The organism is Granulosicoccus sp. 3-233 (assembly GCF_052681095.1).
In genome coordinates this window covers 994,857-1,019,782 of the sequence record NZ_JBQYLE010000002.1, presented here as the reverse complement: position 1 = coordinate 1,019,782, position 24,926 = coordinate 994,857, and the positions used below count along the sequence as shown (strand labels likewise).

Genomic DNA, 24,926 nt, shown 5'->3' with positions numbered 1-24,926 from the left:
CTGACAGCGTCAGCGCACCGATATGGCAAGTCGTGCAAGGGAGATCTCCTGCACGACCTGCCTGGCCTGCCAACCGTCAGGGTCTTGAACCGAGTCGGAACGGGAACTGCCTAGTGACTGATCATCCACGGCCTTTTGGTCGGAAAGGACTTGGCACCATTGGCGGCGGTAACGGTCGTTCCCGACTTGCCAGTCGAGCAGCAACCACAACCCGGAGGATGTGCTCCTCTGGCCGAATCCATGTCCCGGGACATGCGAGGTTCATGGGAAGAGCGTTCGTTGGTGCTCATGGCATTGCGCAAGGAAGATGAGACAAGCGCTTGTCGAGGCGCTGCCAACCAGACCCTTCTCAGCAGCGTTTCGCAATCATTGCAACACAGGGGCTTGTCCCGATCCTCATAGGCTCGATGAAGCTCCCGAGGCCCGCACTCGTCGCACAGATAGTCATAGACCGGCATGGCGAATCACCTCAGTTCTTGTCAGGTGATATCGGCATGGAAACGCCGCCGAAGTCCTGAATGACCGGACCCGCCGCTGACGGGTTGATATCGAAGTCGAATATCCCGGTAGGCAACCAGAGTGTTGCACAGGAATTGGGAATATCCACGACCCCGCTGATATGTCCCTGCACGGGTGCCGTTCCCAGAATCGAATAGGCCTGCGCGCCGCTGTAACCGAACTTCTTCATGTATTCGATCGCATTCAGGCAGGCCTGCCGATAGGCGACATTGACATCGAGATAGTGCTGCTTGCCGGATTCATCCACGGATATCCCTTCAAAGATGATGTAATCGTCGTAGTGGGGGGTAATCGGACTGGGTTTGAACAGCGGGTTCTTGACCCCATAGGTCTTCATGCCACCCTTGATCACGGATACCTTCATGTGAACCCAGCCGGCCATCTCGATGGCGCCGCAGAAGGTAATCTCACCGTCACCCTGGCTGAAGTGCAGATCTCCCACGGACAATCCCGCTCCGTCCACATAGACCGGAAAATAGATCTTCGAGCCACGTGACAGATCCTTGATATCGCAGTTCCCGCCGTGCTCGCGGGGCGGCACCGTCCGCGCACCTTCGGATGCTGCCTTGTCTCTTGCGTCCCCGGTCATCTTTCCCATGTGAGCCGTGTCTGCAAATGGCGGATTGGCCAGCGGTGGCACCCTGTCGGGATCGGTCTCAATGAGCCCGACTTCCCTTTCATTCCAGTCGGCAAGCAGTGCCGGATCCGGCAGACAGCCGATCAGGCCGGGATGAATGAGTCCGGCATAACGAACCCCCGGGACATGCCTTGACTTGGTGAACATGCCTTCGAAGTCCCAGATGGATTTCTGCGCAGCCGGATAGTGATCGGTCAGAAAACCACCGCCATTGGTTTTGGAAAAGAAGCCATTGAAGCCCCACATGCTCTCCTCCTTGGCGCCGATGTCCAGCAACTCGACCACCAGCAGGTCACCGGCTTCGGCGCCTTTCACACCAACCGGGCCACTGAGGAAATGCACCGTGGACAGGTCGACGTCACGAACATCATCGGCACTGTCATCGTTCTTGATGAAACCGCCCGTCCAGTCATACGTCTCCAGTATGAAGTCATCTCCCGGCTCGACCCAGGTCGCCATCGGAATGTCCGGGTGCCATCGATTGTGAACGTTCTCGTTTTCGTAAGGAGAGCTGTTCAAGTCAACCTTGATCAGTGTATCGGCCATGGCATACCTCTTCTGGTTTCTGAGTGTGGTGAGAGTCGAAACAGACAGGTCGCAGCGACAATTCATGCGTGACGGGCAAATTGCCCGGAGTCGCGGCCTGGCGCATTGACTGGCTGTTTCGCTATCGAGTATTGCCAATGCCGGTACGGTGACACAATACGTCAATCTACGTACACTCGATACGCAGCTCTTGCCTGGCATACAGTCAGTGGAGACAATCCAGAACCCAGTCATGTGTCGGTAATGAACATTTCATCCATGAGCCTTCATCGCGTACCCCGGGTAGCATCATGACTATCCAACGTGTCCCCCAGCAGATTTTCCCCATCAGGCGAAAATACAACGGCTGGGTGGCAGACGAGTCCATGGAAGACTATGCGCTTCGCTACACGGCACGTAGCGTACGGAAGTTCTCGATATGGCGCGTTGGCAACACGGCATTCGGTGCCGCCTCGTTTCTTGCGCTGGAAGCCATCGGCGCGGCCATGGTACTCGGTTACGGGTTCGTGAATACCGTTTGGGCCATCGCGGTTGTTGCCATCATCATATTCCTGACCGGGCTGCCGATCAGCTATTACGCAGCGCGTCATGGCCTGGATATGGATCTGCTGACTCGCGGCGCCGGATTCGGCTACCTGGGTTCCACCATCAGCTCACTCGTCTACGCCTCCTTCACCATCATCTTTTTCGCCTTCGAGGCCGCCATTCTCGCCACGGCACTGCAGATGTTGATACCCTTGCCGCTGTGGCTCTGGTACGTGATCAGTTCCCTGATCATCGTACCGCTGGTAGCACGCGGCATCAGCCTCATCTCACGTATACAACTGTGGTCCCAGATACCGTGGCTCTTGCTGCTGGTTCTTCCCTACCTGATCATCCTGTTGACGGAACCACAGCACTACAGCGCCTTCACTCGATTCAGCGGCGCCGAATCGGACAGTGGCGGGTTTGAACCCTTGCAGTTCGCAGCCGCCGCCGCGATCGCCTTTGCCCTGATCGTACAGATTGGCGAACAGGTCGACTTCCTCAGATTCCTTCCTGAAAAGACGGAATCCAACAGCGGCCGCTGGTGGGCCGCCGTCATACTCGCCGGCCCCGGATGGATCATTCCAGGTGCCCTGAAGATTCTCGGCGGAGCGTTTCTGGCATTCATGCTGCTGGAGGCCGGCGGCTCGATCGAGGAGGCAATGGAACCGACACGTCTGTACCTTGCAGCATTCTCGCATGTCTTCAGCAACACCGACCTCGTCCTGTTGGCAACGCTGACCTTCGTGGTCGTGTCCCAGATCAAGATCAATATCGTCAACGCCTACGCCGGCTCTCTGGCCTGGTCGAATTTCTTTGCACGCCTCACCTACAGCCATCCCGGGAGAGTCGTGTGGCTGGTCTTCAACTGCCTGATTGCGGTGCTGATCATCACGCTTGGCATATTCGAATCCCTCGAACACGTGCTGAGCCTGTACAGCATCATCGCCGTTGCCTGGATCGGGACCCTGGTGGCCGATCTGGTCATCAACAAGCCGCTGGGCCTGAGCCCGTCAGGCATCGAATTCAAACGAGCCCACTTGCATGATTTCAATCCGGTGGGGATCGGTTCGATGATCATTTCAGCCATCATTGCTGCAGTAGCACAACTGGGCATATGGGGCGACGTGGCGCAGGCCTTTGCGCCTTTCATTGCACTGGGCAGTACCTTTGTCATGACGCCGCTATTGGCCCTGCTCACGCACAGTCGTTTCTATATTGCCCGCCAGGAAGAGGCAGTGGTACCACGTGGGGCAATTCTGCACTGCTCGGTCTGCGATAACAGCTTCGAATCCGACGACATGGTGCAATGTCCCGCCTATGGCTCATGGATCTGCTCGCTGTGCTGCACACTGGAATCACGTTGCCATGACATGTGCAAGTCGCATCCACCCCCCTCACGCTGGGTGCAGCGCATGTTCGGCGTCCTCTTGCCCAACACGTCTGCCAATCTGGTTCACCGCCGTGTGGGTAGCTACCTGGTTGTCCTTCTGTCGCAATGCACCATATTCGGCGCGGTACTCGGCCTGGTCTATCTTCAGGCAGAGTCGAGACCTCTCACCTCGGATCAACATGTCCTGATCTCGGGCCTGTTTGTCGAAATGGCCGTATTGTTGTTGATCGTTGCCGCCATATCCAGCTGGTGGACCGTGCTGGGCAAGGAAGGTCGTCGCATGGCGCAGTACGAGCTGAACCGGCAGAACGAACTGCTGACCCAGGAAAGCGAAGCACACCGTCTGACGGATGCCGCCTTGCAGCGTGCCAAGGAGAGGGCCGAACAGGCCAATGAGGCGAAAACCCGCTATGTTGCAGGCATTTCTCACGAATTGCGTTCCCCCTTGAATGGAATTCTGGGCTACTCACAGATTCTGTTGCACGATTCCAGCCTGGGAGAATCCCAGCGCCAGGCGGTGGACACGATACGCAAGAGCGGTGAGCACCAGCTCGACCTGATCAATGAATTACTGGATCTGGCCCGTATCGAAGCGGACAGAGTGAGACTCGAACCCGCATCACTGCATCTACCGGTATTCTTCGAAGAAATATTGCAGATGATACGTCCCCTGGCCCAGGAGAAGAATCTGAGACTGGAGCATCTGGACTCCACGGAAACGCCGGACTTCATTCTGGCCGACGCGAAACGATTGCGGCAGATTCTGATCAATCTACTGACCAATGCGGTCAGGTTCACGGATACCGGCACCGTCACACTTGACACGGGAACCAGAGATGACAGACTGGTCCTCCGTGTCATCGATTCCGGTATCGGCATCTCGCAACACGATCAGGAGCGCATCTTCCAGCCATTCGAACGCGGCGCTGCTGGCCGAATACTCGGCGAACCGGGTGCCGGACTTGGCTTGGCCATCACCGAAAAGCTGATTCATCTCATGGATGGACAACTGCACCTGAGCAGTGAACTGAAAGGCGGGAGTGTGTTCGAGGTCTGTCTACCACTGGTGTTGAGCGATACCTGTACGACCGAAGAGGAGTCCGAGCCGGAGATCATGGCTTACAGTGGCCCTGCACGCACCTTGCTGATCGTCGATGATCAGGCTGTACAGAGACAGATGCTGACGGCCCTGCTCAGTCCACTGGGATTCACGATCAAGGAAGCGGCCGGGGGGCAGGAATGTCTGGATCAACTGCAAGAGCCCTTGCCGGATGCCATCCTGCTGGATCTGAGCATGGGGGAACCGGACGGCTGGGAGACTGCTCGGCAGATTCGTGAACGGGGTTTCAACACATTGCCCATCATCATCGTATCGGCCGACGTACTCGGTGATCACGAGGCCAGGATGGCAAGCATTGACGCCAGTGCATTCGTGGCCAAGCCTGTTTTGGAATCCGAACTGCGTGCCGCCTTGAAAAGCGAGATCGGCCTCGAATGGATCCATCGCTCGGCGCCGCTGACACCAACAGTCGGAAGGACACCCCCCGGTACAACACATGACTTCACCTTCGATGACAGGGCCAGACAGGCTCTGCTGCATCAGGCGCGGGCTGGCAACGTCAGAGCTCTGCAACACCTGCTTGATGAACTGGAAGATGAGGATTCGACACTGACGCCGTCGTGCAACACCGCGCGCCGGTGGCTGCAGAATTTCGAACTCGATCGCCTCGAAGACGCACTCATGAGAGCGGACAATGAACTCGAATAGGCAGGATTCACAGACTCGCGACGCAGTGGTGCTGATTGTCGACGATGAGCCCGGCAGTCTGCGGCTGCTTTACGACACGCTGGAGAAAGCGGGATACACCGTACTGGTTGCGCGCGACGGTGCCAGCGCCATCCTTCGCCTGCAACACACAAGCCCGGATGCGATCCTGCTGGATGCCATCATGCCGGGACTATCAGGCTTTGATACCTGCAGACGGATCAAGACCAACCCCCTCTGGGCACATATTCCCATCCTGTTCATGACGGGTCTGTCAGACACGTCCGACGTGCTGCAGGGCTTCGATGCGGGGGGTGTCGATTACGTCATCAAGCCCATCCGGGAAGTCGAGATTCTGGCCAGGCTGCGGGCACACATTGTCAGCGCAAGAGAGATCAGGCTGGCTCACACCGCCATCGACAAGGCGGGTCTGGCCATTGTACGGCTGGATGTACACAGTCAATCGGTCTGGTGCTCACCTGGCGTCGAACCGATACTGCAAAGGCTCGAGATCGGTACGGACAACATGAATGATTCCACATGGTGGGCGAACCTGCTCAAGGAAAACACCACGAATCTGTGCATCAGAGCATTGGGGGATACCACCAATGGCGAAACGCTGCTGTTGATCCGGCCACAGACTGCCAGCAGCAAAGCCAGGGACAGAGTATCCAGAGCAGCGCTGACGCCACGAGAAACCGAGGTATTGTCCTGGATAGCCAAGGGCAAGACTGACCGGGAAATTGCCGATATTCTCGGGATCAGTCCACGCACCGTGAACAAGCACCTGGAGCATACCTTCACCAAGCTGGGGGTGGAGACACGCACCGCCGCCGCCGCGCTGGCCAATCAGAATTTCATCTCGACGCAGGACTGACTTTCCGCCCGCAGAGCCGACCGATAACCCCGTCGCAAGCAGATGTGCACGCGAACTCCCTGCGCAGTATACTCATTGCATGGCGCATGACATACTCATTGTCGAGGACGAACGCAACATCGCCCTCTCTCTGGAATTCCTGATGAAGCAGGCGGGTCATTCCGTACGCTCCGTAGGGGATGGACAGGATGCTCTGGATGCCGTAGCCGAACAACTACCCGACCTGATTCTGCTTGATGTGAACCTGCCATCGCTCGATGGCTACACTGTCTGTTCGACGCTTCGTGCCAACGAGAAAACCTGCGGAGTTCTCGTGCTCATGCTCACGGCCAGAGGGCGGGAGATCGAACGCGAGAAAGGCATGGCCGCCGGGGCCAACGATTACCTGACCAAACCGTTCTCCACCCGGGAACTGGTCCAGCGGGTCGAATCGTTACTTGGTGACGCGTGAGACCGGCCTGGGAGTCGGGTGCAGGTTTCAGTGCTCTGGCCATCATCGGGCTTCTCGCCCTGAATTACCCTCTGCTCTCATTGTTCGATCGAGATGCCATGGTGTTCGGCATTCCCCTGCCTTTCCTGCATGTCCTCGTTGTCTGGGCGCTACTGATCGCAGGATTGGCTGCGCTGGTCGAGCGCCGCAGTCAACCTGGCGTTCGCCGAAACGCGCCGAACAGTGCCTTTGCAGGTCGCTCCGCAAGAACGCGGCAAGATCATACAGGCAATGACGATAGCGTTGACACCGACTCGGCCAGCGATATCGAGACACCGGCAACTGGCCAGCGTCACCCGATGGACGATTGATGCTGTCCGGTAGCCTCATCCTGTTCGCCTCACTGGGCTATCTGGGCGTGCTGTTCGTGATTGCACATCTTGGCGAACGAACAGCCGCGGCCGACCGAAGCCTCATTGCCAATCCCTATGTGTATACCTTGTCTCTTGCCGTGTATTGCACGGCCTGGACCTACTACGGCAGCGTCGGCCGCGCCGCCAATACAGGCATGGGTTTTCTGCCCATCTATCTGGGACCGACCCTGATGGCGGCCACCTGGTGGTTCGTGCTCCGCAAGATCATTCGCATTTCCCACCTGCAACGACTGAACTCCATTGCAGACTTCATCGCCTCGCGCTATGGCAAGAGCGCGCTGCTTGGCGGACTCGTTACCGTCGTTGCCGTCATCGGCATCCTGCCCTACATATCGCTGCAACTGAAGGCGATTTCAACCAGCTATGTCGTCCTGCGCGATTATCCCGAACTGGGCAACATGACTGCGACTGTTCGTGAGCTACCCTGGCAGGACACCGCCTTCTGGATCGCGCTGGCGCTGGCCGCTTTCACCATCCTGTTCGGTGCGCGCAATGTGGATATCACGCAACGCCATGAAGGCATGGTCGCAGCCGTTGCCTTCGAGTCGCTGTTCAAGCTTGTCGCTTTCCTCGCCGTCGGACTCTGGGTAAGCTTCAGCCTCTTCGATGGCCCGGGGGACGTGTTCCGGCAGGCCATGAACGATCCACAACTGCATGCCCTGACGAGAACCGAAAGCCTGCCGGGGGGGTACACCAGCTGGTTGTCATTGACCCTGCTATCGATGGTGGCCGTCATGTTCCTGCCACGGCAATTTCACATGGCCGTGATCGAGAACGTTGATGAAAACCATGTGCGCCGTGCCATGTGGATGTTCCCGCTGTACCTGCTGATCATCAACCTGTTTGTGCTACCACTTGCCTTTGCCGGGGAAATGCGCTTCCCGACCGGCAGCGTCGATCCCGACTTCTATGTACTGACACTACCACTGGCCGAGCAGCACAGCATGCTGGCACTGTTTGTCTTTCTCGGCGGACTCTCGGCGGCAACCGGCATGGTCATTGTCGCCACCATCGCCCTCACCACCATGGTCTCGAACGATCTGCTCATGCCTGTATTACTACGGACACGAGGTCGATCGTTCACGACCCGGCTCGATGCCGGACGAACACTGATGCGCATACGGCGGGTGACGATTCTCGTCATTCTGCTGCTCGGCTATCTGCACTTCTACCTGATCGGGGAGTCCTATGCCCTGGTGACCATCGGTCTGGTGTCCTTCTGCGCCGTGGCACAGTTTGCGCCTGCCGTGCTGTTCGGACTCTACTGGAAGGCTGCCAGTCGAGTGGGCGCCATTGCCGGGATCAGTGCCGGCTTCGCCGTCTGGCTCTATACCCTGCTATTGCCGGAATTCGCGCAGGCAGGCTGGCTGCCGAAGAGCTTCGTTACCGACGGGCCATTCGGTATCGCTCTGCTCCACCCCTATCACCTGTTCGGCCTGACAGGACTCGACGCCATCACCCATTCACTGTTCTGGAGCATGCTGGCCAATGCGGGGTTGCTGGTCGTTCTGTCCCTGTTCGGAACCCGCTCGGTGATCGAGCGCGTTCAGGCAGAACGTTTCGTCGGTGTCTTCGCCGATGGTGGCCGACGGCTTGATGCCGACTCGTTGCCAGGGCATGCATCGGTGGGTGATCTGGAGACTCTGGTTGCCCGTTTTCTGGGAAATGCACGCACCGAAAGAGCGTTTGCCTCGGCATTGAATACCCGGGACGAAGGCGGATCGGTCAACATCGAGGCGCATCGCAAGGAGACTGCCTCTCCGGTGCTGGTCGAGCACAGTGAACGTCTGCTGGCCGGAGCCATCGGCGCATCATCGGCTCGCGTCATGATCGATTCTGTCGCAGGCGGTACCGCACCGACTATCGAAAGCGTGCTCAGCATTCTGGAAGAAAGCTCGAAGGTGCGCAGCCACAGCCGCCGACTCGAACGCCAGTCGCGTGAACTCGAGGCAGCCACACGGGAATTGCGATCGGCCAATGAACGCTTGCAGGAACTTGATCGACTCAAGGACGAATTCGTGGCCACGGTCAGTCATGAATTGCGCACACCGCTGACATCCATCCGTGCCTTCTCCGAAATCCTGCTTGCCAATCCGGCAATGGAGAATACGCAACGCGAGGAGTTTCTCGATATCATCGTCAAGGAATCCGAACGCCTGACGCGACTCGTTGACCAGGTTCTCGATCTGGCCAAGATCGAATCGGGACGGATGGAATGGCGGCATGACACTGTCGATCTGCGTGACATCGTCAACGATTCTCTGGCCACGGTCAGTCAGCTCATGCGCGAGCGCAACATCACGATGGTGAAGTCACTGCCCGAGAAGGTCGTGACTGTCGATGCAGATGGCGACAGGCTCATGCAGCTGCTCGTCAATCTGCTGTCGAATGCGGTGAAATTCTGCAATGCCGACGCCGGTCGCATCGAGCTACGCCTGCAGAGCTGCGGTGATCATTGCCGGGTGGAGGTGGAAGACAATGGCGCCGGCATTGCCCCGGAGGATGTCGATCATGTCTTCGAGAAGTTTCATCAGGCGAATCGGGCGAATGCCGGCGAATCGCTGGGCACCGGCCTCGGGTTACCCATATCCAGATATATCGCCGAGCATCATGGTGGTCATCTGCGTGTAGCACAGACCGGCCAGGGCCGCACCGTCTTCGCGCTCGAGCTACCGTGCCAGACGGATGATGACAGGCATGACCCCACCACAGGGAATGCTTCCGATACGCAATCAGGTCATTGACATGGATATCGAAGAACTGGAAATACGCGATTTCATCGCTGCACAGCGCCCATTCGATCAACTGCCTGCCGAGGAACTGGTAACGACCGTCGAAGCGGTGACCGTGCGCTATGTACGCCGTGAATCGGAAATTGCCGAAGCCGAACAGGGAGAGCCCGCGCTGAGCCTGGTTCGCAGTGGCGCCGTGGAGCTGCGCGCAGAGTCCGGCGAGCTGCTTGCACGTCTGGGCGAAGGTGATCTGCTCGGCTATCGCGCATCGGCCCACGAGCTTGCGCAAGGCCATCACTATGTTGCGCTTGAGGACAGTTTGCTCTATCGACTGCCGGCCAGTATCGTCGACCGTCTTTGCGACGAGCACAGTCAGATTGCCTGGTTTCTGGCGCCCACCGGTGCGGGGCGCCTGCGAGATGCGGTGCGTCACCATGAGCAATCCAGCGACTCTCCACTGAACCTGACCGATACGCGACTGGGCGACCTGCTGTCACGTGAACCCATTCACCTGCCACCAACAGCCTCCATTCGCCAGGCTGCCGAGGTGATGAGCGAGCAGAAGGTCTCGTCTATGCTGGTCGTCGAGGACGGCATGCTCTTCGGCGTGCTCACCGATCGCGACTTGCGGCTACGTGTCATCGCGGCAGGGCTCGACTACGAATCTGCCTTGAGTGATGTCATGACCCTGGCACCCGTCACGGCCAGTGTCGACACCAACGCCTATGATGCCCTGCTGACCATGGCTCGACACCGCATCCACCACCTGCCTGTCGTGGAAGAGAACCGGGTAGCGGGTGTCGTCACGGCCTCGGATTTCATCGAGCGTCATACGACATCGTCGGTCTACCTTGCCGCTGACATCCATCGTCAGGACACGGTGGACACACTTGCGGACATTGCCGGGCGACTGCCATTGCTGGTACGAAATCTGGCGGCGGCAGGTGCTTCGGCCGAGCGTACCCAGCGAATTGTCACGGGCATCGCTGATGCGCTGGCCATCCGCCTGCTGGAACTTGCCGAGCTGACACTCGGTGCTCCGCCGGTGGATTATGCCTGGGTAGTAGCAGGATCTCAGGCTCGCGGTGAATTCACCATCGCCTCTGATCAGGACAATGCACTGATACTGGACGACGCCTATGACCCCGACCAGCACGGTGCCTATTTCGAAGCACTGGCACATTTCGTCTGCGACGGCCTCGCCCGCTGCGGTCAACCTCACTGCCCCGGCGATGTCATGGCCACCAATCCTGAATGGCGTGAACCCTTGTCGAACTGGCAGTCCCGATTCGTCCATTGGATCGACAACCCTGACCCCACAGCCCTGATGCACGGTTGCACGTTCTTCGACTTGCGACACCTCTATGGTGATGCTGCTCTGAGCGCCGCACTGCGCAGCTCGTTGCTGGAACGTACCCGTGGCAATTCGATCTTTCTGTCACACCTCACAGGCAATGCTCTTACACGACAGCCGCCGCTCGGTTTTTTCCGCAACTTCGTACTGAGTGGCGGACGCGACGAAGCCGGTGTGCTCGACCTGAAGCATGCAGGCGTTGTGCCGATAGTGGAACTGGCCCGGGTGTATGCTCTGGCGGGCGGAATCGATGAGGTCAATACCCGGGAACGACTCAAGGCTGCCGCCAACACCGATGAGCTCAGCGACAGTGGCGCGCGAGATCTTGGCGACGCATTGACCTTTCTCGCCGATACGCGCTTTCGGCATCAGGCGCGCCAACTCGAGGCCGGCATCGAACCGGACAGCCTCGTGGCTCCTGACACATTGTCACGCTTCGAGCGTGGACATCTGAAGGATGCCTTTGCCATCGTGCGCACGATGCAACGTTCGCTGGCTCAACGGTTCGGACGCTGATCCTGATGCTCGAACGCACCATGAGCAGTTTCGTCTGTCGCCGGCTGTTCTCGCTGGAGCGTCAAAGGCTCTGGTGGCTGAAGCGAGCGCCTGCCGGGCCGTTACGCGATTACTATGCCGTGCCGTTCGTGAATCCGGCAACCCCATCGGTCTCGACCGATTATCTGGCGCTGGACATCGAAACGACGGGGCTTGTGCCACAACGAGACGAACTGCTGAGTATCGGATTCGTGACGATATCCGGTCATGGTCTGCATCTGGATGGAGCCCGTCACTATCTGGTCAGGCCGCAGCGTGCCATTCCTGAATCGTCTGCCGTGGTACACGGTATTCTCGATGACCGTGCCGGGGAAGGACTGCCGATTGCCGAAGCCTTGCCGCCCTTGTTGCAGGCCCTTGCAGGACGAGTCCTGGTTGCTCACAGCGCGCGCATCGAGCATGACTTTCTGGACATTGTCTGCCGGCGCCTCTACGGCTGCCCCTTCGTGGCGCCGCTCGTTGACACTCTCGAACTGGAACAGCGCAAGCTCATTCGCTCCGGTTCGCCCATCGCCCCCGGATCATTACGCCTGGACGCATTGCGTAAGCAATATGGACTGCCCAGGTATCGTGCACATGACGCCCTCAGCGATGCCATTGGCGCAGGCGAACTGCTGCTGGCACAGATTGCCTACCGCACCACGACACGCCCGCTGCGTCTCGAGGATCTGACTCGCAGCTACTGAGCGGCAGCCCCATGTAACGAGAAGGCGATGCTTTGTTTCAGACGGCGTTGCAGGGGGACGCCGTTGAACCTACGCAATCCGAAGCCTTGCCTTATTGGCAGCTTGTTTCCAGCAGACGATTCGACGCATCCAGTGTTTTCCAGTCCAGATTGACGGGCAGACCCTGTGCATCGAATTCCGGTTCGGCGGTCAGATCGGCACGCCTCGCATTGCGGCAATCCACCAGTTGCCGTACCTTGGCGACCGGACTGAATCTCTGCATCAACAGCAGATCGACCATGGCGTAATTGGCGTGATCGGGGTTGCGTCGTATCGTTGCCGTGTCCACCAGCATCAGTCGATCGTTACGCGGAAACAGATAGGACCAGGGAGAGAACACCGATGTGCCGACGTAACTGTCTGCCAGGACGATGGACTCGGGCATCTTGTCCAGTGTTCGCTCTTCCCAGGTATATTCGCTGTAAATGCCGTAACCGATGGCCGTTGACCCGATGATCAGCGGGATCAAGGTGCGAGGCATCGGTCTCTTCAAGGTGCGAAAGAGTGCCCAGGCCATGAGGAGCAAGGCAACAGACAGGATAACGACGGTAATGAGCTGGACGATCATGTATTGAAGGTGTCTTGAATTTGAGTTAGCGACCGAGAACCGCGACACGATTGTTCATCGCCGCCTGTATCTCCTTGACTGATTGCAGGGCACGGCGCAGCCGATCCCGTTCAGAGGCCGGCAGCAAGGCCGGATCGACGAAGTTGTCCGGCTTTTGCCCCTGCTTGATCTGCCTGACCTGATGTCGCAGTCGGATCATCAGGATAACTTCATGCGCATCCTTGAGAGTCAGTGCTCCCGACTGGCTCAGTACCGGCGAGTCCACACCTGCCCCCAGACGCTCCGTGGTATTCACCACCGGAATGCCCGCAGACAATGCATAGACACGCGCCAGGTCCACGATCGGTACCACGCCACCATGCTTCAGGTCGATCTTGCCTCGATGTTCACCGGATGACTCCTTCCGGAATCGACCAAACCAGCCCAGTGGCGGGCGATGGGTCAGACTGTTACTGCTCATGTGTGCCACAAAGAGGCTGTTCTTGCGGGCCTTGGCCAGAACGGCATCGCGCAAGGGCTCATACAGACAGGCGGCACCGTGAATGGGCCGCAGGTCGAACATGACACTTGCCAGCATCTGCGCCATTGGCCCGGGCCGTTCGATCCATTCATCGAAATAACCACGCCAGACAGACAGGGGCTGCCGCCATTTCGGGTTGCTTGCCATCATGTCACCAGGACAATACACATAACCGGATTCATTCAGCCCGTCGCAAACGAACTCCGCCAGACGTGTGAAATAGTCACCATGGATGTCCGGATCGTAGCTGTCATCCAGCATCAGACAATTGTCCTGATCGGTCGCGCCGGTCTGTTCCTGCCGACCTTGAGAACCACAGGCCAGCCAGACATAGGCAACCGGCGCAGGGCCGAACCGCTGCTTCGCCAGCTCCAGCAGCCTGCGTGTCACGGCACCGGTGATGGAGCTCATGATACGTCCGGTCTCGAAGGCGCTACTACCGTTACCAACCAGCGAACACAGCAATCTGGGCAGTTGCTGCACGATCTCCGCAATGGCTGCGCTCGATTTCATGCGGCTGATGTCCCCGACCATGAACACCGATGATGCAACCTGATGGCGAACAAGATCAGTCTGGGTCACGATACCCACCAGTTGTCCTTCGATGCACACCGGCATATGCGCGATACGATGTCGGGTCATCAGAGTCAGTACATCGAGCACGCTGTGCTCGGGGCTGACATGCAGTGGCTGTGAGGTCATTACCGAACTGACGGCCTGATCCACGGACACGGCAGTGGCCACCACACGCCCCACGAAATCCGCCTCCGTGACCAGCCCGACCAGGACATCGTCACGCACCACGGGCAGGCAGGAAATGCGATGTTCCAGCATGCGCTGCGCACCCAGCCGGATGGAATCCGTCTGCTCGATGGTATGCGGATCGACACTCATCAACTCACTGACCTTCACACTCGACAGACGCTCGGAGCCGGCCTCGGCATAGACCGACGGCGACATGCTGCGTGCCGCCGTGGCGGCCGCGGGCAATTGCCCAACAGGGCTCTGCGACGGGGCGGTTGGCGATTCTTCCGGGTTATCAGGCATGCCGATCATCTACTCTGGTCATCACGACAATATACGCCATCGGCGCAGGGGCTCTTTGAGCACCGTCAACAGCTGACAGCACCGAGCAGATCGAAACCAACTTGACGAGAGCGCACATCAGCTCGACAAGTGGCTGAAAAAAAAGGCCTGCATTTGCATGCAAGCCTTTCTCATCGATATCAAAAAGACTGAAACCGAACCGACAATTGCCTGCCGGTCCGGTTTTCAGACCTTAGTGATCCGTTGCCGCACCAGCACCACGTGGTACGCGGATACTCTCGACCAGCTCCTGGATTTCCTTCGGCGGCTCATCCGTTGCATTGGATACCGTGAAGGCGACCGCAAAGTTGATCATCGCACCAACGGCACCAATCGACAGTGGCGAGATACCGAACATCCAGCCATCAGGCGTATCCGACAACTGGTTGGTTCCCGGAATGAAGAACCAGCCCTTGTACAGGAAGATGTAGATGATGGTGAAGAACAAGCCTGTCAACATGCCTGCTACCGCGCCCTTGTTGTTCACACGAGCCGAGAAGATACCCATCATCAACGCCGGGAAGATCGTCGCTGCCGCAAGTCCGAACGCCAGGGCAACCGTTTGCGCAGCAAATCCCGGTGGATTCAAGCCCAGCCAGGTTGCCACACCGATGGCTACCGCCATGGACACTCGAGCCGTCAGCAACTCTCCCTTCTCCGAGATGTTCGGCGCAAGCGTGCCCTTGACCACGTCATGACTCACAGCCGACGATATGGCCAGCAGCAATCCGGCCGCTGTCGACAAGGCCGCTGCCAGACCACCGGCCGCAACCAGTGCGATGACCCAGCCTGGCAGAGCCGCGATTTCCGGGTTCGCCAGCACGATGATGTCACGGTTGACATCCAGCTCGGAGCCCTGCCATCCATTGGCTTCGGCGGTGGCTGCAAACTCTTCGGAAGCATCATTGTAGAGCTGAATGCGTCCATCGCCGTTCTTGTCTTCGAACTTCAGCAAACCGGTGACTTCCCAGTTCTTCATCCAGTCAGGACGTTCGTCGTAGTTCAGCGATTCAGCCTGAGCACCCTGAGGATAGATGGTATCCATGAGATTCATGCGTGCCATGGCGCCAACAGCCGGAGCAGTCAGATACAGCAGCGCGATGAATACCAGGGCCCAACCCGCTGACCAGCGAGCATCAGACACCTTGGGAACGGTGAAGAAGCGGATGATGACGTGCGGCAGACCTGCCGTACCGATCATCAGTGACAAGGTGAACAGCACCATGTTGAGCGTGTTGGTGTGGTGTTCGGTGTAGGACTGGAAGCCCAGTTCGGTGACGATCTGGTTCAGTTTGGTCAGCAATGGGACACCGGAAGCTGCATGATCGGCGAACAGACCGATGGGAGGCAGTGCCACGCCTGTCAACTGAAACGAGATGAAGATGGCAGGTACCGTGTAGGCAAGAATCAGCACGCAGTACTGAGCCACCTGGGTATAGGTGACGCCTTTCATGCCGCCGAGAACCGCGTAGAAGAATACGATGGCGGCACCAATGAACAGCCCGGCATCGTTGCTGACTTCCAGGAAGCGGGAAAACGCAACACCGACACCTGTCATCTGACCGATGACGTAGGTTATCGAGGCAATGATCAGACAGGCAACTGCCACCATGCGGGCCGTTGTGCTGTAGAAACGATCGCCGATGAATTCCGGTACCGTGAATTTACCGAACTTTCGCAGATACGGTGCCAGCAACAGGGCAAGCAGCACGTAGCCACCTGTCCATCCCATCAGATAGGAGGAGCTGTCATAGCCGGAGAAGGCAATGAGACCTGCCATCGAAATGAACGATGCTGCCGACATCCAGTCTGCGGCTGTCGCCATTCCGTTCAGGACAGGATGAACCCCGCGACCGGCTGCATAGAATTCCGACGTCGAGCCAGCGCGTGCCCAGACAGCGATGCCGATGTAGAGAAGGAAGGTTCCTCCTACAAACAGCAGATTGAGTGTGTACTGTTCCATGTGTTGAGTCCTATTCCTCGTCGACGCCGAATTTCTTGTCCAGCGCGTTCATTCGCCACGCATAGAAAAAAATCAGAATCAGAAAGACAATGATGGATCCCTGTTGTGCGAACCAGAAACCGAGATCGGTGCCACCAACGGTGATACCCGAGAGCAATGGGCGCAAGATGATTCCGAACCCGAAAGAGACGATTGCCCAGATGACCAGGCAGAATTTGACCAAGCGTATATTGGCCGCCCAATATTCGTTGTTGGAAGAGTTTTCAGACACGCGACAGTACCTCCTGAAGCTGATGCTTCTGGTTTAAGTGGTGGAACATTCATGGGTCCGGTTGGTGCCAGAGAAGCATGCACACCTCGTGATGCTCTCTGGCCATGACCGGATTTACTTCAAGACAGCGTCAGGCCCGGGTCAGGCATTGGCGCGGTTTTCGATCAGCTCGTCCACAACGCTCGGATCTGCCAGCGTCGAGGTATCGCCGAGTGCGGCGTAGTCGTTCTCCGCAATCTTGCGAAGAATGCGGCGCATGATCTTGCCCGAACGGGTTTTCGGCAGACCGGGTGCCCACTGGATGAGATCCGGTGATGCAATGGGTCCGATTTCCTGTCTTACCCAGGAAACAAGCTCCTTGCGAAGCTCTTCGGTCGGCGTTTCACCTTCCATCAGAGTGACGTAGGCGTATATGCCCTGCCCCTTGATGTCATGCGGGAATCCGACGACCGCGGCCTCGGATACCTTGGCGTGAGCCACCAGGGCCGACTCGACTTCGGCCGTACCCATGCGATGGCCCGATACATTGATGACATCATCCACTCGGCCAGTGATCCAGTAGTAGCCGTCTGCATCTCGTCGACAGCCGTCACCGGTGAAGTAGTAGCCCTTGAAAGTTTCGAAATAGGTGGACACGAAGCGCTCGTGATCACCGTAGACCGTGCGCATCTGCCCGGGCCAGCTATCACGGATGCAAAGCACACCTTCGGTTTCGGTCTCGGTCAGTTCGTTGCCTTCAGCGTCCAGAATGACAGGCTGCACCCCGAAGAACGGACGAGTGGCCGATCCGGGTTTCGTGGCAGTTGCACCCGGTAGCGGGGTAATGAGGATGCCGCCGGTTTCCGTCTGCCACCAGGTATCGACAATCGGGCAACGACCCTTGCCGACAACTTCGTCATACCATTTCCAGGCTTCCGGATTGATGGGTTCGCCCACCGATCCGAGCACTCGCAGGGTAGACAGATCGGCCTTGCTGACATGTTCCTCACCGGCCCCCATCAGGGCGCGAATGGCTGTGGGTGCCGTATAGAAGATATTCACCTTGTGCTTCTCGCACACATCCCAGAATCTGGATGGGCTGGGATAGGTGGGCACGCCTTCGAACATCAGAGTGGTAGCACCATTGGCCAGTGGACCGTAGACGATATAGCTGTGTCCGGTAACCCAGCCTACATCGGCCGTACACCAGTAGATGTCGCCATCGTGATAATCGAACACGTATTCATGGGTCATGGACGCATAGACGAGATAGCCGCCGGTGGTATGTACCACGCCCTTGGGCATGCCCGTGGATCCCGAGGTGTACAGGATGAACAGCGGATCCTCGGCATTCATTCGCTCGGGCTCACAGTCGGTCGACGCCGCCTCGGTCTTCTCGTGATACCAGTGATCCAGACCATCTCGCATGTTGATCTGACCGCCGGTACGCTGTACCACAACCATGTTGACCTCATGGGCAACCTTTTCCAGCGCCTTGTCGGCATTGGCCTTGAGTGGCACGCTACGTCCACCGCGCAGCCCCTCGTCAGCGGTTACTACAAGCTTGGCATTCGACCCGGTAATGCGGTCGGCCAGCGCGTCCGCACTGAACCCACCGAACACGATCGAATGAATGGCACCGATACGTGCGCAGGCCAACATGGCGTAGGCGGCTTCGGGAATCATGGGCATGTACAGAATGACACGATCTCCCTTGCCTACGCCGAGTGACTTGTAGACGTTGGCCAGACGGCAGACGTGTTCATGCAGTTCCTTGTAGGTAACCTTCTTGTCGTCGGAAGGATCATCACCTTCCCAGATGATCGCAACCTGATCGCCGCGAGATGCCAGGTGTCTGTCAATGCAGTTCACGCTGACATTGAGTTCACCATCTTCGTACCATTTGATGGATACGTTCGGGTACTCGTAGGTAGTGTTCTTGACCTTGGTGTAAGGGGTCATCCAGTCGAGGCGCTTGCCCTGCTCTCCCCAGAAGGATTCCGGATCTTCCACCGACTGCGCATACATTGCCTGATACTTCGCATCATCAGCCAATGCATTGGCAGCGAATTCAGCCGGTACTGGCCGTAAGTCATTACTCATGAGTTCTGCTCCTTTTTCCCGTTCAGTACGCTGACCCGAATGCTTCATCACACAACATGACTGCACCATCTGGGTGCTTGCAGCCAAGGATCACGACAGCGTAGAAACCTGTTTCCCGACTAACCTGTTGCAAAATTGTAGTGAATTTGAGGATTGAATCCAGAGCTATTTATTCTCCTTTGAATTCAACAACTTGAAGAACCTCCAATCAAAAGTCGAATATTTGACGGCATTTTTCAACACACTTGTTACCAAAAGTAACAACAAACTGCCTGACAGTCACCTGTTAACTTTCAGTTGCTCAGCGAACTCGTGCAGAAGTGGCGATTCCTTGATTCAGGACAATTTTGGCGCCTGCACTAGCCGGTGCACGCGATGCAAGCCAACGAGTAACGACAATGTCATACGGAAGCTCCAGGTAACACCTTGCACCATTTCGATTCAGTCGAAGTGCCGTTATACCGCCAAGCCGCCAGGCATCTGATCCGGTACGGATGCGTCGGCAACGTGACCTTTCACCGCTGACAGATCACGGCTGGCGAACCACCATCGAGACCGGGCAATCAGGACTCACCAGGCCCCAGGGTTGTATTGAGCCGGAAAAGCGCATTATATGTCCGCAAACCGTGGAAATGCAGGTCTTCAACGCCTGTTTCAACGATCGAGAACCCGCTGTTCAGTGACCATATATAACTACAAGTGTGACTCCCGACACTAAGTCGATTGACCAATCCTGTCGTACCATACGCACGGGATACACATGAGGCGCCATTGGCGACAACCTCTTTCGATACGGAGAAACAACCGTAGGGACACATGAAAATGAATGACAATCGAAGCCGGCTGCTCGAGATAGCCGAAGGATCTGTGCAACGTACCGGACTGAAAGCGTTGAGTTTCCGGACATTGGCCGATGAAGTCGGCATCAAGTCCTCCAGCGTGCATTACCATTTTCCGGAAAAGGCGGATCTTGCCCGGACCCTGATCGAACAATACCGAGACAGACTGTTTCTGGAACTGGAGTCCATAGCTGCCAGCGATGCGCCGCTCAGGAACCGGATTCTGGCCTTTGTCGATGTATTTGCCAGGGTTGCCCAGGAGGATCGCATCTGCCTGCTGTGCATGATGGCGTCCGAGTTTGCCGTATTGAATGCTGATAACCAGGCGCTGCTGGCCAACGTGTTCACCAATCTGGAGAACTGGCTGGCGCAATTGCTGGAGAACAATCGTGCCTCACTGACGACCGAGCTCTCCTCACTCGAGATCGCCAGACTCGCGATAACCGGCCTCGAAGGTGCCCTTCTGGTGGACCGGGTCATGCGCAATTCCGATCGCCTGAACGCCCAGAAGACGGCACTGTTGCAACTCGTGAAGTTGCCGCTGACAGAAGCAACCGTATGCTGAGAAGGGCCGCTCGCTCAGGAACCTGACCGCTCGTCCAGACGGCGTCGCAGACAGGCGATGTGCTCCGGCCCAACCTCACAGCAACCTCCAACCATGGATGCCCCCTGAGTTACCCAGCGCATCGCGAAGTCCGCGTAGTGCTCGGGGGGCAGATCGTTTCTCGCCTGCAGGGAGCTGACGGTTCCTCCCGGTTGCAGAGCATCGATTGCCGTGAACCCGTTTGCATAGGCACCGACAGGGAATTCGGTCCCTGCAATCAGCGTCTGCCACGCAGCTTCGATGGTCTCGGGCCTCGAGCAATTGAGCAACAGACCCTGCAGTGGCAGTTCACGCAGCGCAGCCAGAACATCGCTCAAGTCATCACCGCCACGCAGTTTCTGCGGATTGCGGTCATCCAGTGTCAAGGCAAGCCAGGTTGGTAATCCGGTTTCACAGGCAGCGCCTGCGGCCGTCACCGCCTCGGCTTGTGAGGCCATGGTTTCACACAGGAAAAGATCAACGTGGCGTGCCTGCATGTCGCAGATCTGTCGGTACAGCTGCAGAGACCGCTCCGTGCCCGGGGCCAGATCCGGACGATAGCTGGCAACCAGTGGCGGCAGACAGCCCGCTATGCGCACCTTGTCGTTACCCGCCTTGTCCCGCGCACGCTGCGCCACTTCACAGGCGCCGGTCTGCAGCGCATCGAACAGACTGACATCGGCATCCCGGGCGAGTCTTTCAGGTGTACTCGAATAGGCGTTGATGGTAATGACCTCTGCGCCGGCCTGAATGAAGTCGACATGGAGCGCCTCGACCAGTTCCGGCTGTTCCAGCATTACCGTGGCCGACCAGAGCGGTGTTGGTGCCTTCCCCGAGCGACGAATCAACTCCTGACCCATGCCGCCATCCATCAGTACGACTTCGTGCATTGTTCTTTCTTTTCCGTTGACTTTGATCAAGCCGCCAATGAGGCGGGTTTGCCTGCCATGTAGCATTTACAAGAGACTGGTTGCACCTGCACACTGGGCGATCATCACCACCATCAAAAAGCACTGAACGGGTCAGTTGCTTGGAGCCAGCAGTCTATGACAATCCAGGACACCGATCTTGATGACACAGCGACCAGAACACCCGGTGTTCAGGACGTCATCACTGTCTTGCTGGAACGCGCATTGGCGACGGCGGATGTTACCACCGCCACACTGAAACTGGCGATAGCCGAGGCCAGATTGGCGATGAGCAGCGCGGGGTTGCTGGTCGCCCTGCTGGTGATCCTTGTGGTGATGATCCCCATTACCTGGCTGGTCGCCCTGGCGACGGCCTACGCCGCCCTGCTGAGCGCAGGACTCGGCTCCCTGTCGTCTTTTGCAATCCTGCTGGGTCTGCAGATTGTTATCTGTACGGCGCTCGTGCTGATCATGCTGAAACTCAGCCGTCTCATGGCCTTTCGGCGTACCCGGCAGGCCCTGCAGACCAGTCTGGGCAAGACCGGCGACAACAGAATTCAACCAACGGAAGCAGAAAATCATGTCACAAACAGTCACCAAGCCTGAAGAACTGAAGCAAGCGGCCAGAGACGCCATCGATACGGCAGAGGAAAAGGCCTTCGATACGTTGGAGAAGGCGCGTGAGAAAGCCGAGGATGTGGTCGACAGGGCGCATGAACTGGAGGCCGAGTTGCAAGACTCCGTCGCTGAGTTGAGTGGTACGGTCACCCGATACATCAACGAAAAGCCCGTGCAGGCAGCGGGCATTGCCTTTGCAGCAGGCGTACTTGCCACCTTGCTGATCAAACGACGATAGGCGCAGGAGAGCCGCGACGTGTTGCTCGACAGCAAGAGAATTGCGGTGGAACAGGCCTGGCTGAGGCAGTGCGAAGCTCAGGCGACACTGGACCACATCGCTCACGAATGCAAGGAAGAGTGCAACGATTATTTCTCGCGACCGGCGGCGCTGCTGTGGCCGTTTGCCGCGGGCGTGCTGCTCACTCGATTCAGGCGTGCGGCTCCGGCAACGCTTGAGGTAACCAGTCTGGCATTGTCGGCGATCAAGGTCGCCGGCAAGGCCTCCCCTCTGATCAAGCGCTTCCTGACATGAACCGTCGAAACGATCTACTGAATGCCTGGGATTCACGCTGTGAGTCGTTGGATGAGCAGCAATTCTCATCGGATTCGCGTGAAGAGATCGCCTCCATCTTTCTGAAGATCGCGAATCACCACGCAGGCCCGCAGGCTGGGCGGCCATCGAAGTCACTCATGAGCGAATGGTCTACCAGACTGGGAACACTGGCAGACTCGGACGACCTGCCCGCACCCGCCGTCCATGCCGAGTTGCGTAGTTGTCAGATTTCACTGCTGCAGCGTCTGCTGCTCAGTTCCCCGGATGACGACCGGAAAACGGCCATGACAACGGAGCTCTCGCACACCATGCAGACCATCGACCAGCTGATAGAAGAGGGCGTCCGTCAGCTCAAGAGCTCCGAAGCTACGCCGGATGAGCCGTCTTCTCGTGAACCGAAGGGCAAGGTCAAGACCTTGCAGCATGAAATTCGCACTCCGCTTCAGGGAGCCCTTCTGACAACCGAGTTGATGCTGGAGGATGCCCAACAGGGTGATGCCGTGCAGTCCGACGATATCCTTGCGGTACGCCGTTCCATCGAGACTGCCGTACAGGTGCTGAACGAGTTCGCAGAGAAACCGGGGTGAGTCCGGACTGAACATGGGGTGGCATCGCTCGCTACATGCCTACATGACAGGTTACATTTTTCGGTCCGGAGTGAGTATCATTCCGGACCTGGTCAGCAGAACAAGCTTATAACAGACTCATGACCGCCCGTTCCTTGCCTTGCGCCGTTTGCTCCCTGTGCGGCGCGTACAGTTATGACAAGCAAACCGCGACCGGCGTCTGTGGCAGGAGCGTGTCGGGCGCCTCCCCTTGCGAGGGCCATTGGCTCAAACGGGATCGCTTTACCGATTGGCTCAGTTGTCAGACCTGTAAAGGCGCAGGCTACCTCGATGCAAGACGCTGCCCGACCTGCAGGGCCAGCGGATGGGTACCTGCCAGGCAGGATCGCAAGACCAGCTAGCGAGTCTGACAACCATCAAGTCTCCCTCCCCTTCATTGACCACTGGATCTGTACTGGGCCATCTGGCAAGACTATCCATTCCTGCGTCCATGGGAATGATATTCAACACCCTGTACAACCTGACGGACTTCTGGTTCGCCGGACGCATCTCCGATGATGCACTGGCAGGCGTCTCCATCGCCGGCAGTGTGTTCTTCCTGTTATTGGCTGTGGGCATAGGCATTCAGACAGGGGCCTCGGCGGTCATTGCACCAGAGTCAGGCCGCGGGCAACGAGACCGTGTCGCCTTCTGGGTGGATCAGGCGTTCGGACTGGCATTGTTCTTCAGTGTGCTGGTCACACTGTGCGGCTGGTTTCTGGCCGAGCCCCTGATCCGGTTTCTGGGTGCTGAACCCCATGTTGCACCACTGTCCATGGAGTACATCGCAACCACCCTGTGGGGTTCCTTCACCTTCATTCTGACCTTCGCCGCCGCCGGTGCCCTGATGGCAATCGGCGACACACGCTCCAATCGTAATGCTCTGGCCATGGGCTTTCTGGCCAATCTGCTTCTCAACCCCTTGCTGACATTCGGTCTGCAACTGGGTGTGACAGGGCTGGCTCTGGCCACGGTCCTCATCAAGGGGGCGTCAGCACTGTACCTCTATCATGTGCTGACCAGAGAACTGGGGCGTAGAAGTGTTCCTCGTTGTCAGTGGGAAAGCTGGCTGACACTGCTGCGTCAGGTATTGCCTGCCAGTTTCAACATGCTCACGATCATCGTGGGAGGTTTCATCACTCTGTCGTTGATTGGCCGCTTCGGCAGCGAACACGTAGCCGGCTACTCGGTCGGTCTCAGACTTGAACAGGTTTTGCTGTTGCCCGCTCTGGGCCTGAATACCGCGGTCATGGCCATAGCCGGTCAGAATCTGGGCGCGGGCCAGCCGCAACGGGTCAGGGAAACCTACATCAAGGGTCTGCAGATCGGCCTGGCCATGGCAGCTGTATCGATACCGGTCATGGTGTATCTGTCGCCTGCCATGATGAGCTTCTTTTCGAGTGATCCGGCCATTCAGGCCACCGGTGCAACTTACCTGCGAATCGATGCGATCGCCTTTTACGCCTACGTCGTTCTGTTCCTCAGCACAGCCACATTGCAGGCCATGAAGCGCCCCCTGTTTCCGATGTACATGGGAATTGCACGTCAGCTGGTCATCCCCGTGAGCATCAACTACTGGCTCATTGTTCACCAAGGCTTCCCGATGATGTCGATCTTCTACACGATCATCAGTGTCGTCGTGATCGCATCACTGGTAGCGCATTGGTACACCTTGCGCCAACTGCTCAGGCTGGCAGGCGGCAAACCGGAAACGGAATCAGACCAACGCCCGACCAGAACACCCCTCCAGTAACGAAAGAAGCCCCATTCGCCTGTCGAGGCAAACGGGGCTTCTGGAGTCGACCTTGCGGAATCTGCTCGACCTGCAGGTCGAACCG

At 57.8% G+C, this 24,926-nt stretch carries 21 protein-coding genes; 13 read left to right on the top strand and 8 right to left on the bottom strand.

Annotation, left to right across the window (positions count from 1 at the left end; all coding sequences use genetic code 11):
• Positions 1–110 precede the first annotated feature (110 nt).
• The gene (locus ACUNV4_RS09270; RefSeq protein WP_430878233.1) at positions 111–458 is read right to left on the bottom strand and encodes a zinc ribbon domain-containing protein; all 348 of its coding nucleotides are present in this window, start codon (positions 456–458) and stop codon (positions 111–113) included.
• A gap of 11 nt (positions 459–469) precedes the next feature.
• Entirely contained in the window at positions 470–1,702 is a 1,233-nt protein-coding gene (gene fmdA, locus ACUNV4_RS09265) for a formamidase (RefSeq protein WP_430878232.1), read from the bottom strand.
• Between the two features lie 290 nt (positions 1,703–1,992).
• Here fmdA and ACUNV4_RS09260 point away from each other — a divergent pair, with 290 nt between their 5' ends.
• The 7 genes from ACUNV4_RS09260 (at position 1,993) to ACUNV4_RS09230 (ending at position 12,453) form a co-directional block, all read left to right on the top strand.
• Complete coding sequence (locus tag ACUNV4_RS09260) at positions 1,993–5,388, top strand: hybrid sensor histidine kinase/response regulator (RefSeq protein ID WP_430878231.1); 3,396 nt, start codon at positions 1,993–1,995, stop codon at positions 5,386–5,388.
• Entirely contained in the window at positions 5,375–6,262 is an 888-nt protein-coding gene (locus tag ACUNV4_RS09255) for a response regulator (protein ID WP_430878230.1), read from the top strand. The genes ACUNV4_RS09260 and ACUNV4_RS09255 overlap by 14 nt, the downstream gene beginning before the upstream one ends.
• A 79-nt stretch (positions 6,263–6,341) precedes the next feature.
• A complete protein-coding gene (locus ACUNV4_RS09250) occupies positions 6,342–6,713 on the top strand; it encodes a response regulator transcription factor (protein WP_430878229.1) in 372 nt (123 codons plus the stop codon).
• Positions 6,710–7,063, top strand: a complete 354-nt coding sequence (locus ACUNV4_RS09245) for a hypothetical protein (protein ID WP_430878228.1) — start codon at positions 6,710–6,712, stop codon at positions 7,061–7,063. The genes ACUNV4_RS09250 and ACUNV4_RS09245 overlap by 4 nt, the downstream gene beginning before the upstream one ends.
• Positions 7,063–9,870 carry an ATP-binding protein gene (locus tag ACUNV4_RS09240; RefSeq protein WP_430878227.1) on the top strand — a complete coding sequence of 936 codons (2,808 nt, stop codon included), beginning with the start codon at positions 7,063–7,065 and terminating at the stop codon, positions 9,868–9,870. The genes ACUNV4_RS09245 and ACUNV4_RS09240 overlap by 1 nt, the downstream gene beginning before the upstream one ends.
• Positions 9,824–11,728, top strand: coding sequence for a DUF294 nucleotidyltransferase-like domain-containing protein (locus tag ACUNV4_RS09235; protein ID WP_430878226.1), 1,905 nt, complete (start codon positions 9,824–9,826; stop codon positions 11,726–11,728). Before ACUNV4_RS09240 ends, ACUNV4_RS09235 begins: the two co-directional genes overlap by 47 nt.
• Before the next feature lie 5 nt (positions 11,729–11,733).
• A complete protein-coding gene (locus ACUNV4_RS09230) occupies positions 11,734–12,453 on the top strand; it encodes an exonuclease domain-containing protein (protein WP_430878225.1) in 720 nt (239 codons plus the stop codon).
• 91 nt (positions 12,454–12,544) lie between these two features.
• On the opposite strand, the gene ACUNV4_RS09225 is transcribed toward ACUNV4_RS09230, so the two are convergent.
• From ACUNV4_RS09225 to acs, 5 genes are all read right to left on the bottom strand, one after another.
• Positions 12,545–13,060 carry a hypothetical protein gene (locus tag ACUNV4_RS09225; protein ID WP_430878224.1) on the bottom strand — a complete coding sequence of 172 codons (516 nt, stop codon included), beginning with the start codon at positions 13,058–13,060 and terminating at the stop codon, positions 12,545–12,547.
• Between the two features lie 25 nt (positions 13,061–13,085).
• On the bottom strand, positions 13,086–14,627 hold the full coding sequence (locus ACUNV4_RS09220) for a putative nucleotidyltransferase substrate binding domain-containing protein (protein WP_430878223.1): 1,542 nt from the start codon (positions 14,625–14,627) through the stop codon (positions 13,086–13,088).
• A 232-nt stretch (positions 14,628–14,859) separates the two neighbouring features.
• Positions 14,860–16,629, bottom strand: a complete 1,770-nt coding sequence (locus ACUNV4_RS09215) for a sodium:solute symporter family protein (RefSeq protein ID WP_430878222.1) — start codon at positions 16,627–16,629, stop codon at positions 14,860–14,862.
• Between the two features lie 10 nt (positions 16,630–16,639).
• A complete protein-coding gene (locus tag ACUNV4_RS09210) occupies positions 16,640–16,900 on the bottom strand; it encodes a DUF4212 domain-containing protein (RefSeq protein WP_430878221.1) in 261 nt (86 codons plus the stop codon).
• 141 nt (positions 16,901–17,041) lie between these two features.
• A complete protein-coding gene (gene acs, locus ACUNV4_RS09205; protein ID WP_430878220.1) occupies positions 17,042–18,982 on the bottom strand; it encodes an acetate--CoA ligase in 1,941 nt (646 codons plus the stop codon).
• 822 nt (positions 18,983–19,804) lie between these two features.
• Between acs and ACUNV4_RS09200 the strand changes: the two genes are divergently transcribed.
• Complete coding sequence (locus ACUNV4_RS09200) at positions 19,805–20,386, top strand: TetR/AcrR family transcriptional regulator (RefSeq protein ID WP_430878219.1); 582 nt, start codon at positions 19,805–19,807, stop codon at positions 20,384–20,386.
• A 14-nt stretch (positions 20,387–20,400) separates the two neighbouring features.
• Here the strand turns inward: ACUNV4_RS09200 and ACUNV4_RS09195 are convergent, their stop codons facing one another.
• Positions 20,401–21,294, bottom strand: a complete 894-nt coding sequence (locus ACUNV4_RS09195; RefSeq protein ID WP_430878218.1) for a homocysteine S-methyltransferase family protein — start codon at positions 21,292–21,294, stop codon at positions 20,401–20,403.
• A gap of 156 nt (positions 21,295–21,450) precedes the next feature.
• On the opposite strand from ACUNV4_RS09195, the gene ACUNV4_RS09190 reads away from it, so the two are divergent.
• The 5 genes from ACUNV4_RS09190 to ACUNV4_RS09170 all read left to right on the top strand — a co-directional run bounded on the left by ACUNV4_RS09190 (position 21,451) and on the right by ACUNV4_RS09170 (position 24,841).
• On the top strand, positions 21,451–21,918 hold the full coding sequence (locus ACUNV4_RS09190) for a hypothetical protein (protein WP_430878217.1): 468 nt from the start codon (positions 21,451–21,453) through the stop codon (positions 21,916–21,918).
• Entirely contained in the window at positions 21,893–22,168 is a 276-nt protein-coding gene (locus tag ACUNV4_RS09185) for a DUF883 family protein (RefSeq protein ID WP_430878216.1), read from the top strand. Before ACUNV4_RS09190 ends, ACUNV4_RS09185 begins: the two co-directional genes overlap by 26 nt.
• Positions 22,169–22,186: 18 nt before the next feature.
• Complete coding sequence (locus ACUNV4_RS09180) at positions 22,187–22,462, top strand: hypothetical protein (RefSeq protein WP_430878215.1); 276 nt, start codon at positions 22,187–22,189, stop codon at positions 22,460–22,462.
• A complete protein-coding gene (locus tag ACUNV4_RS09175; RefSeq protein ID WP_430878214.1) occupies positions 22,459–23,070 on the top strand; it encodes a histidine kinase dimerization/phospho-acceptor domain-containing protein in 612 nt (203 codons plus the stop codon). The genes ACUNV4_RS09180 and ACUNV4_RS09175 overlap by 4 nt, the downstream gene beginning before the upstream one ends.
• A gap of 415 nt (positions 23,071–23,485) precedes the next feature.
• The gene (locus ACUNV4_RS09170) at positions 23,486–24,841 is read left to right on the top strand and encodes an MATE family efflux transporter (RefSeq protein ID WP_430878213.1); all 1,356 of its coding nucleotides are present in this window, start codon (positions 23,486–23,488) and stop codon (positions 24,839–24,841) included.
• Positions 24,842–24,926 lie beyond the last annotated feature (85 nt).

Bases quoted from the DNA above. Each gene is read 5' to 3' on its own strand.
- acs (WP_430878220.1), bottom strand. From the start codon at position 18,982: ATGAGTAATGACTTACGGCCAGTACCGGCTGAATTCGCTGCCAATGCA.
- ACUNV4_RS09200 (WP_430878219.1), top strand. From the start codon at position 19,805: ATGAATGACAATCGAAGCCGGCTGCTCGAGATAGCCGAAGGATCTGTG.
- ACUNV4_RS09195 (WP_430878218.1), bottom strand. From the start codon at position 21,294: ATGCACGAAGTCGTACTGATGGATGGCGGCATGGGTCAGGAGTTGATT.
- ACUNV4_RS09250 (WP_430878229.1), top strand. From the start codon at position 6,342: ATGGCGCATGACATACTCATTGTCGAGGACGAACGCAACATCGCCCTC.
- ACUNV4_RS09190 (WP_430878217.1), top strand. From the start codon at position 21,451: ATGACAATCCAGGACACCGATCTTGATGACACAGCGACCAGAACACCC.
- fmdA (WP_430878232.1), bottom strand. From the start codon at position 1,702: ATGGCCGATACACTGATCAAGGTTGACTTGAACAGCTCTCCTTACGAA.
- ACUNV4_RS09260 (WP_430878231.1), top strand. From the start codon at position 1,993: ATGACTATCCAACGTGTCCCCCAGCAGATTTTCCCCATCAGGCGAAAA.
- ACUNV4_RS09235 (WP_430878226.1), top strand. From the start codon at position 9,824: ATGACCCCACCACAGGGAATGCTTCCGATACGCAATCAGGTCATTGAC.
- ACUNV4_RS09240 (WP_430878227.1), top strand. From the start codon at position 7,063: ATGCTGTCCGGTAGCCTCATCCTGTTCGCCTCACTGGGCTATCTGGGC.
- ACUNV4_RS09220 (WP_430878223.1), bottom strand. From the start codon at position 14,627: ATGCCTGATAACCCGGAAGAATCGCCAACCGCCCCGTCGCAGAGCCCT.
- ACUNV4_RS09185 (WP_430878216.1), top strand. From the start codon at position 21,893: ATGTCACAAACAGTCACCAAGCCTGAAGAACTGAAGCAAGCGGCCAGA.
- ACUNV4_RS09270 (WP_430878233.1), bottom strand. From the start codon at position 458: ATGCCGGTCTATGACTATCTGTGCGACGAGTGCGGGCCTCGGGAGCTT.
- ACUNV4_RS09175 (WP_430878214.1), top strand. From the start codon at position 22,459: ATGAACCGTCGAAACGATCTACTGAATGCCTGGGATTCACGCTGTGAG.
- ACUNV4_RS09225 (WP_430878224.1), bottom strand. From the start codon at position 13,060: ATGATCGTCCAGCTCATTACCGTCGTTATCCTGTCTGTTGCCTTGCTC.
- ACUNV4_RS09230 (WP_430878225.1), top strand. From the start codon at position 11,734: ATGCTCGAACGCACCATGAGCAGTTTCGTCTGTCGCCGGCTGTTCTCG.
- ACUNV4_RS09255 (WP_430878230.1), top strand. From the start codon at position 5,375: ATGAACTCGAATAGGCAGGATTCACAGACTCGCGACGCAGTGGTGCTG.
- ACUNV4_RS09215 (WP_430878222.1), bottom strand. From the start codon at position 16,629: ATGGAACAGTACACACTCAATCTGCTGTTTGTAGGAGGAACCTTCCTT.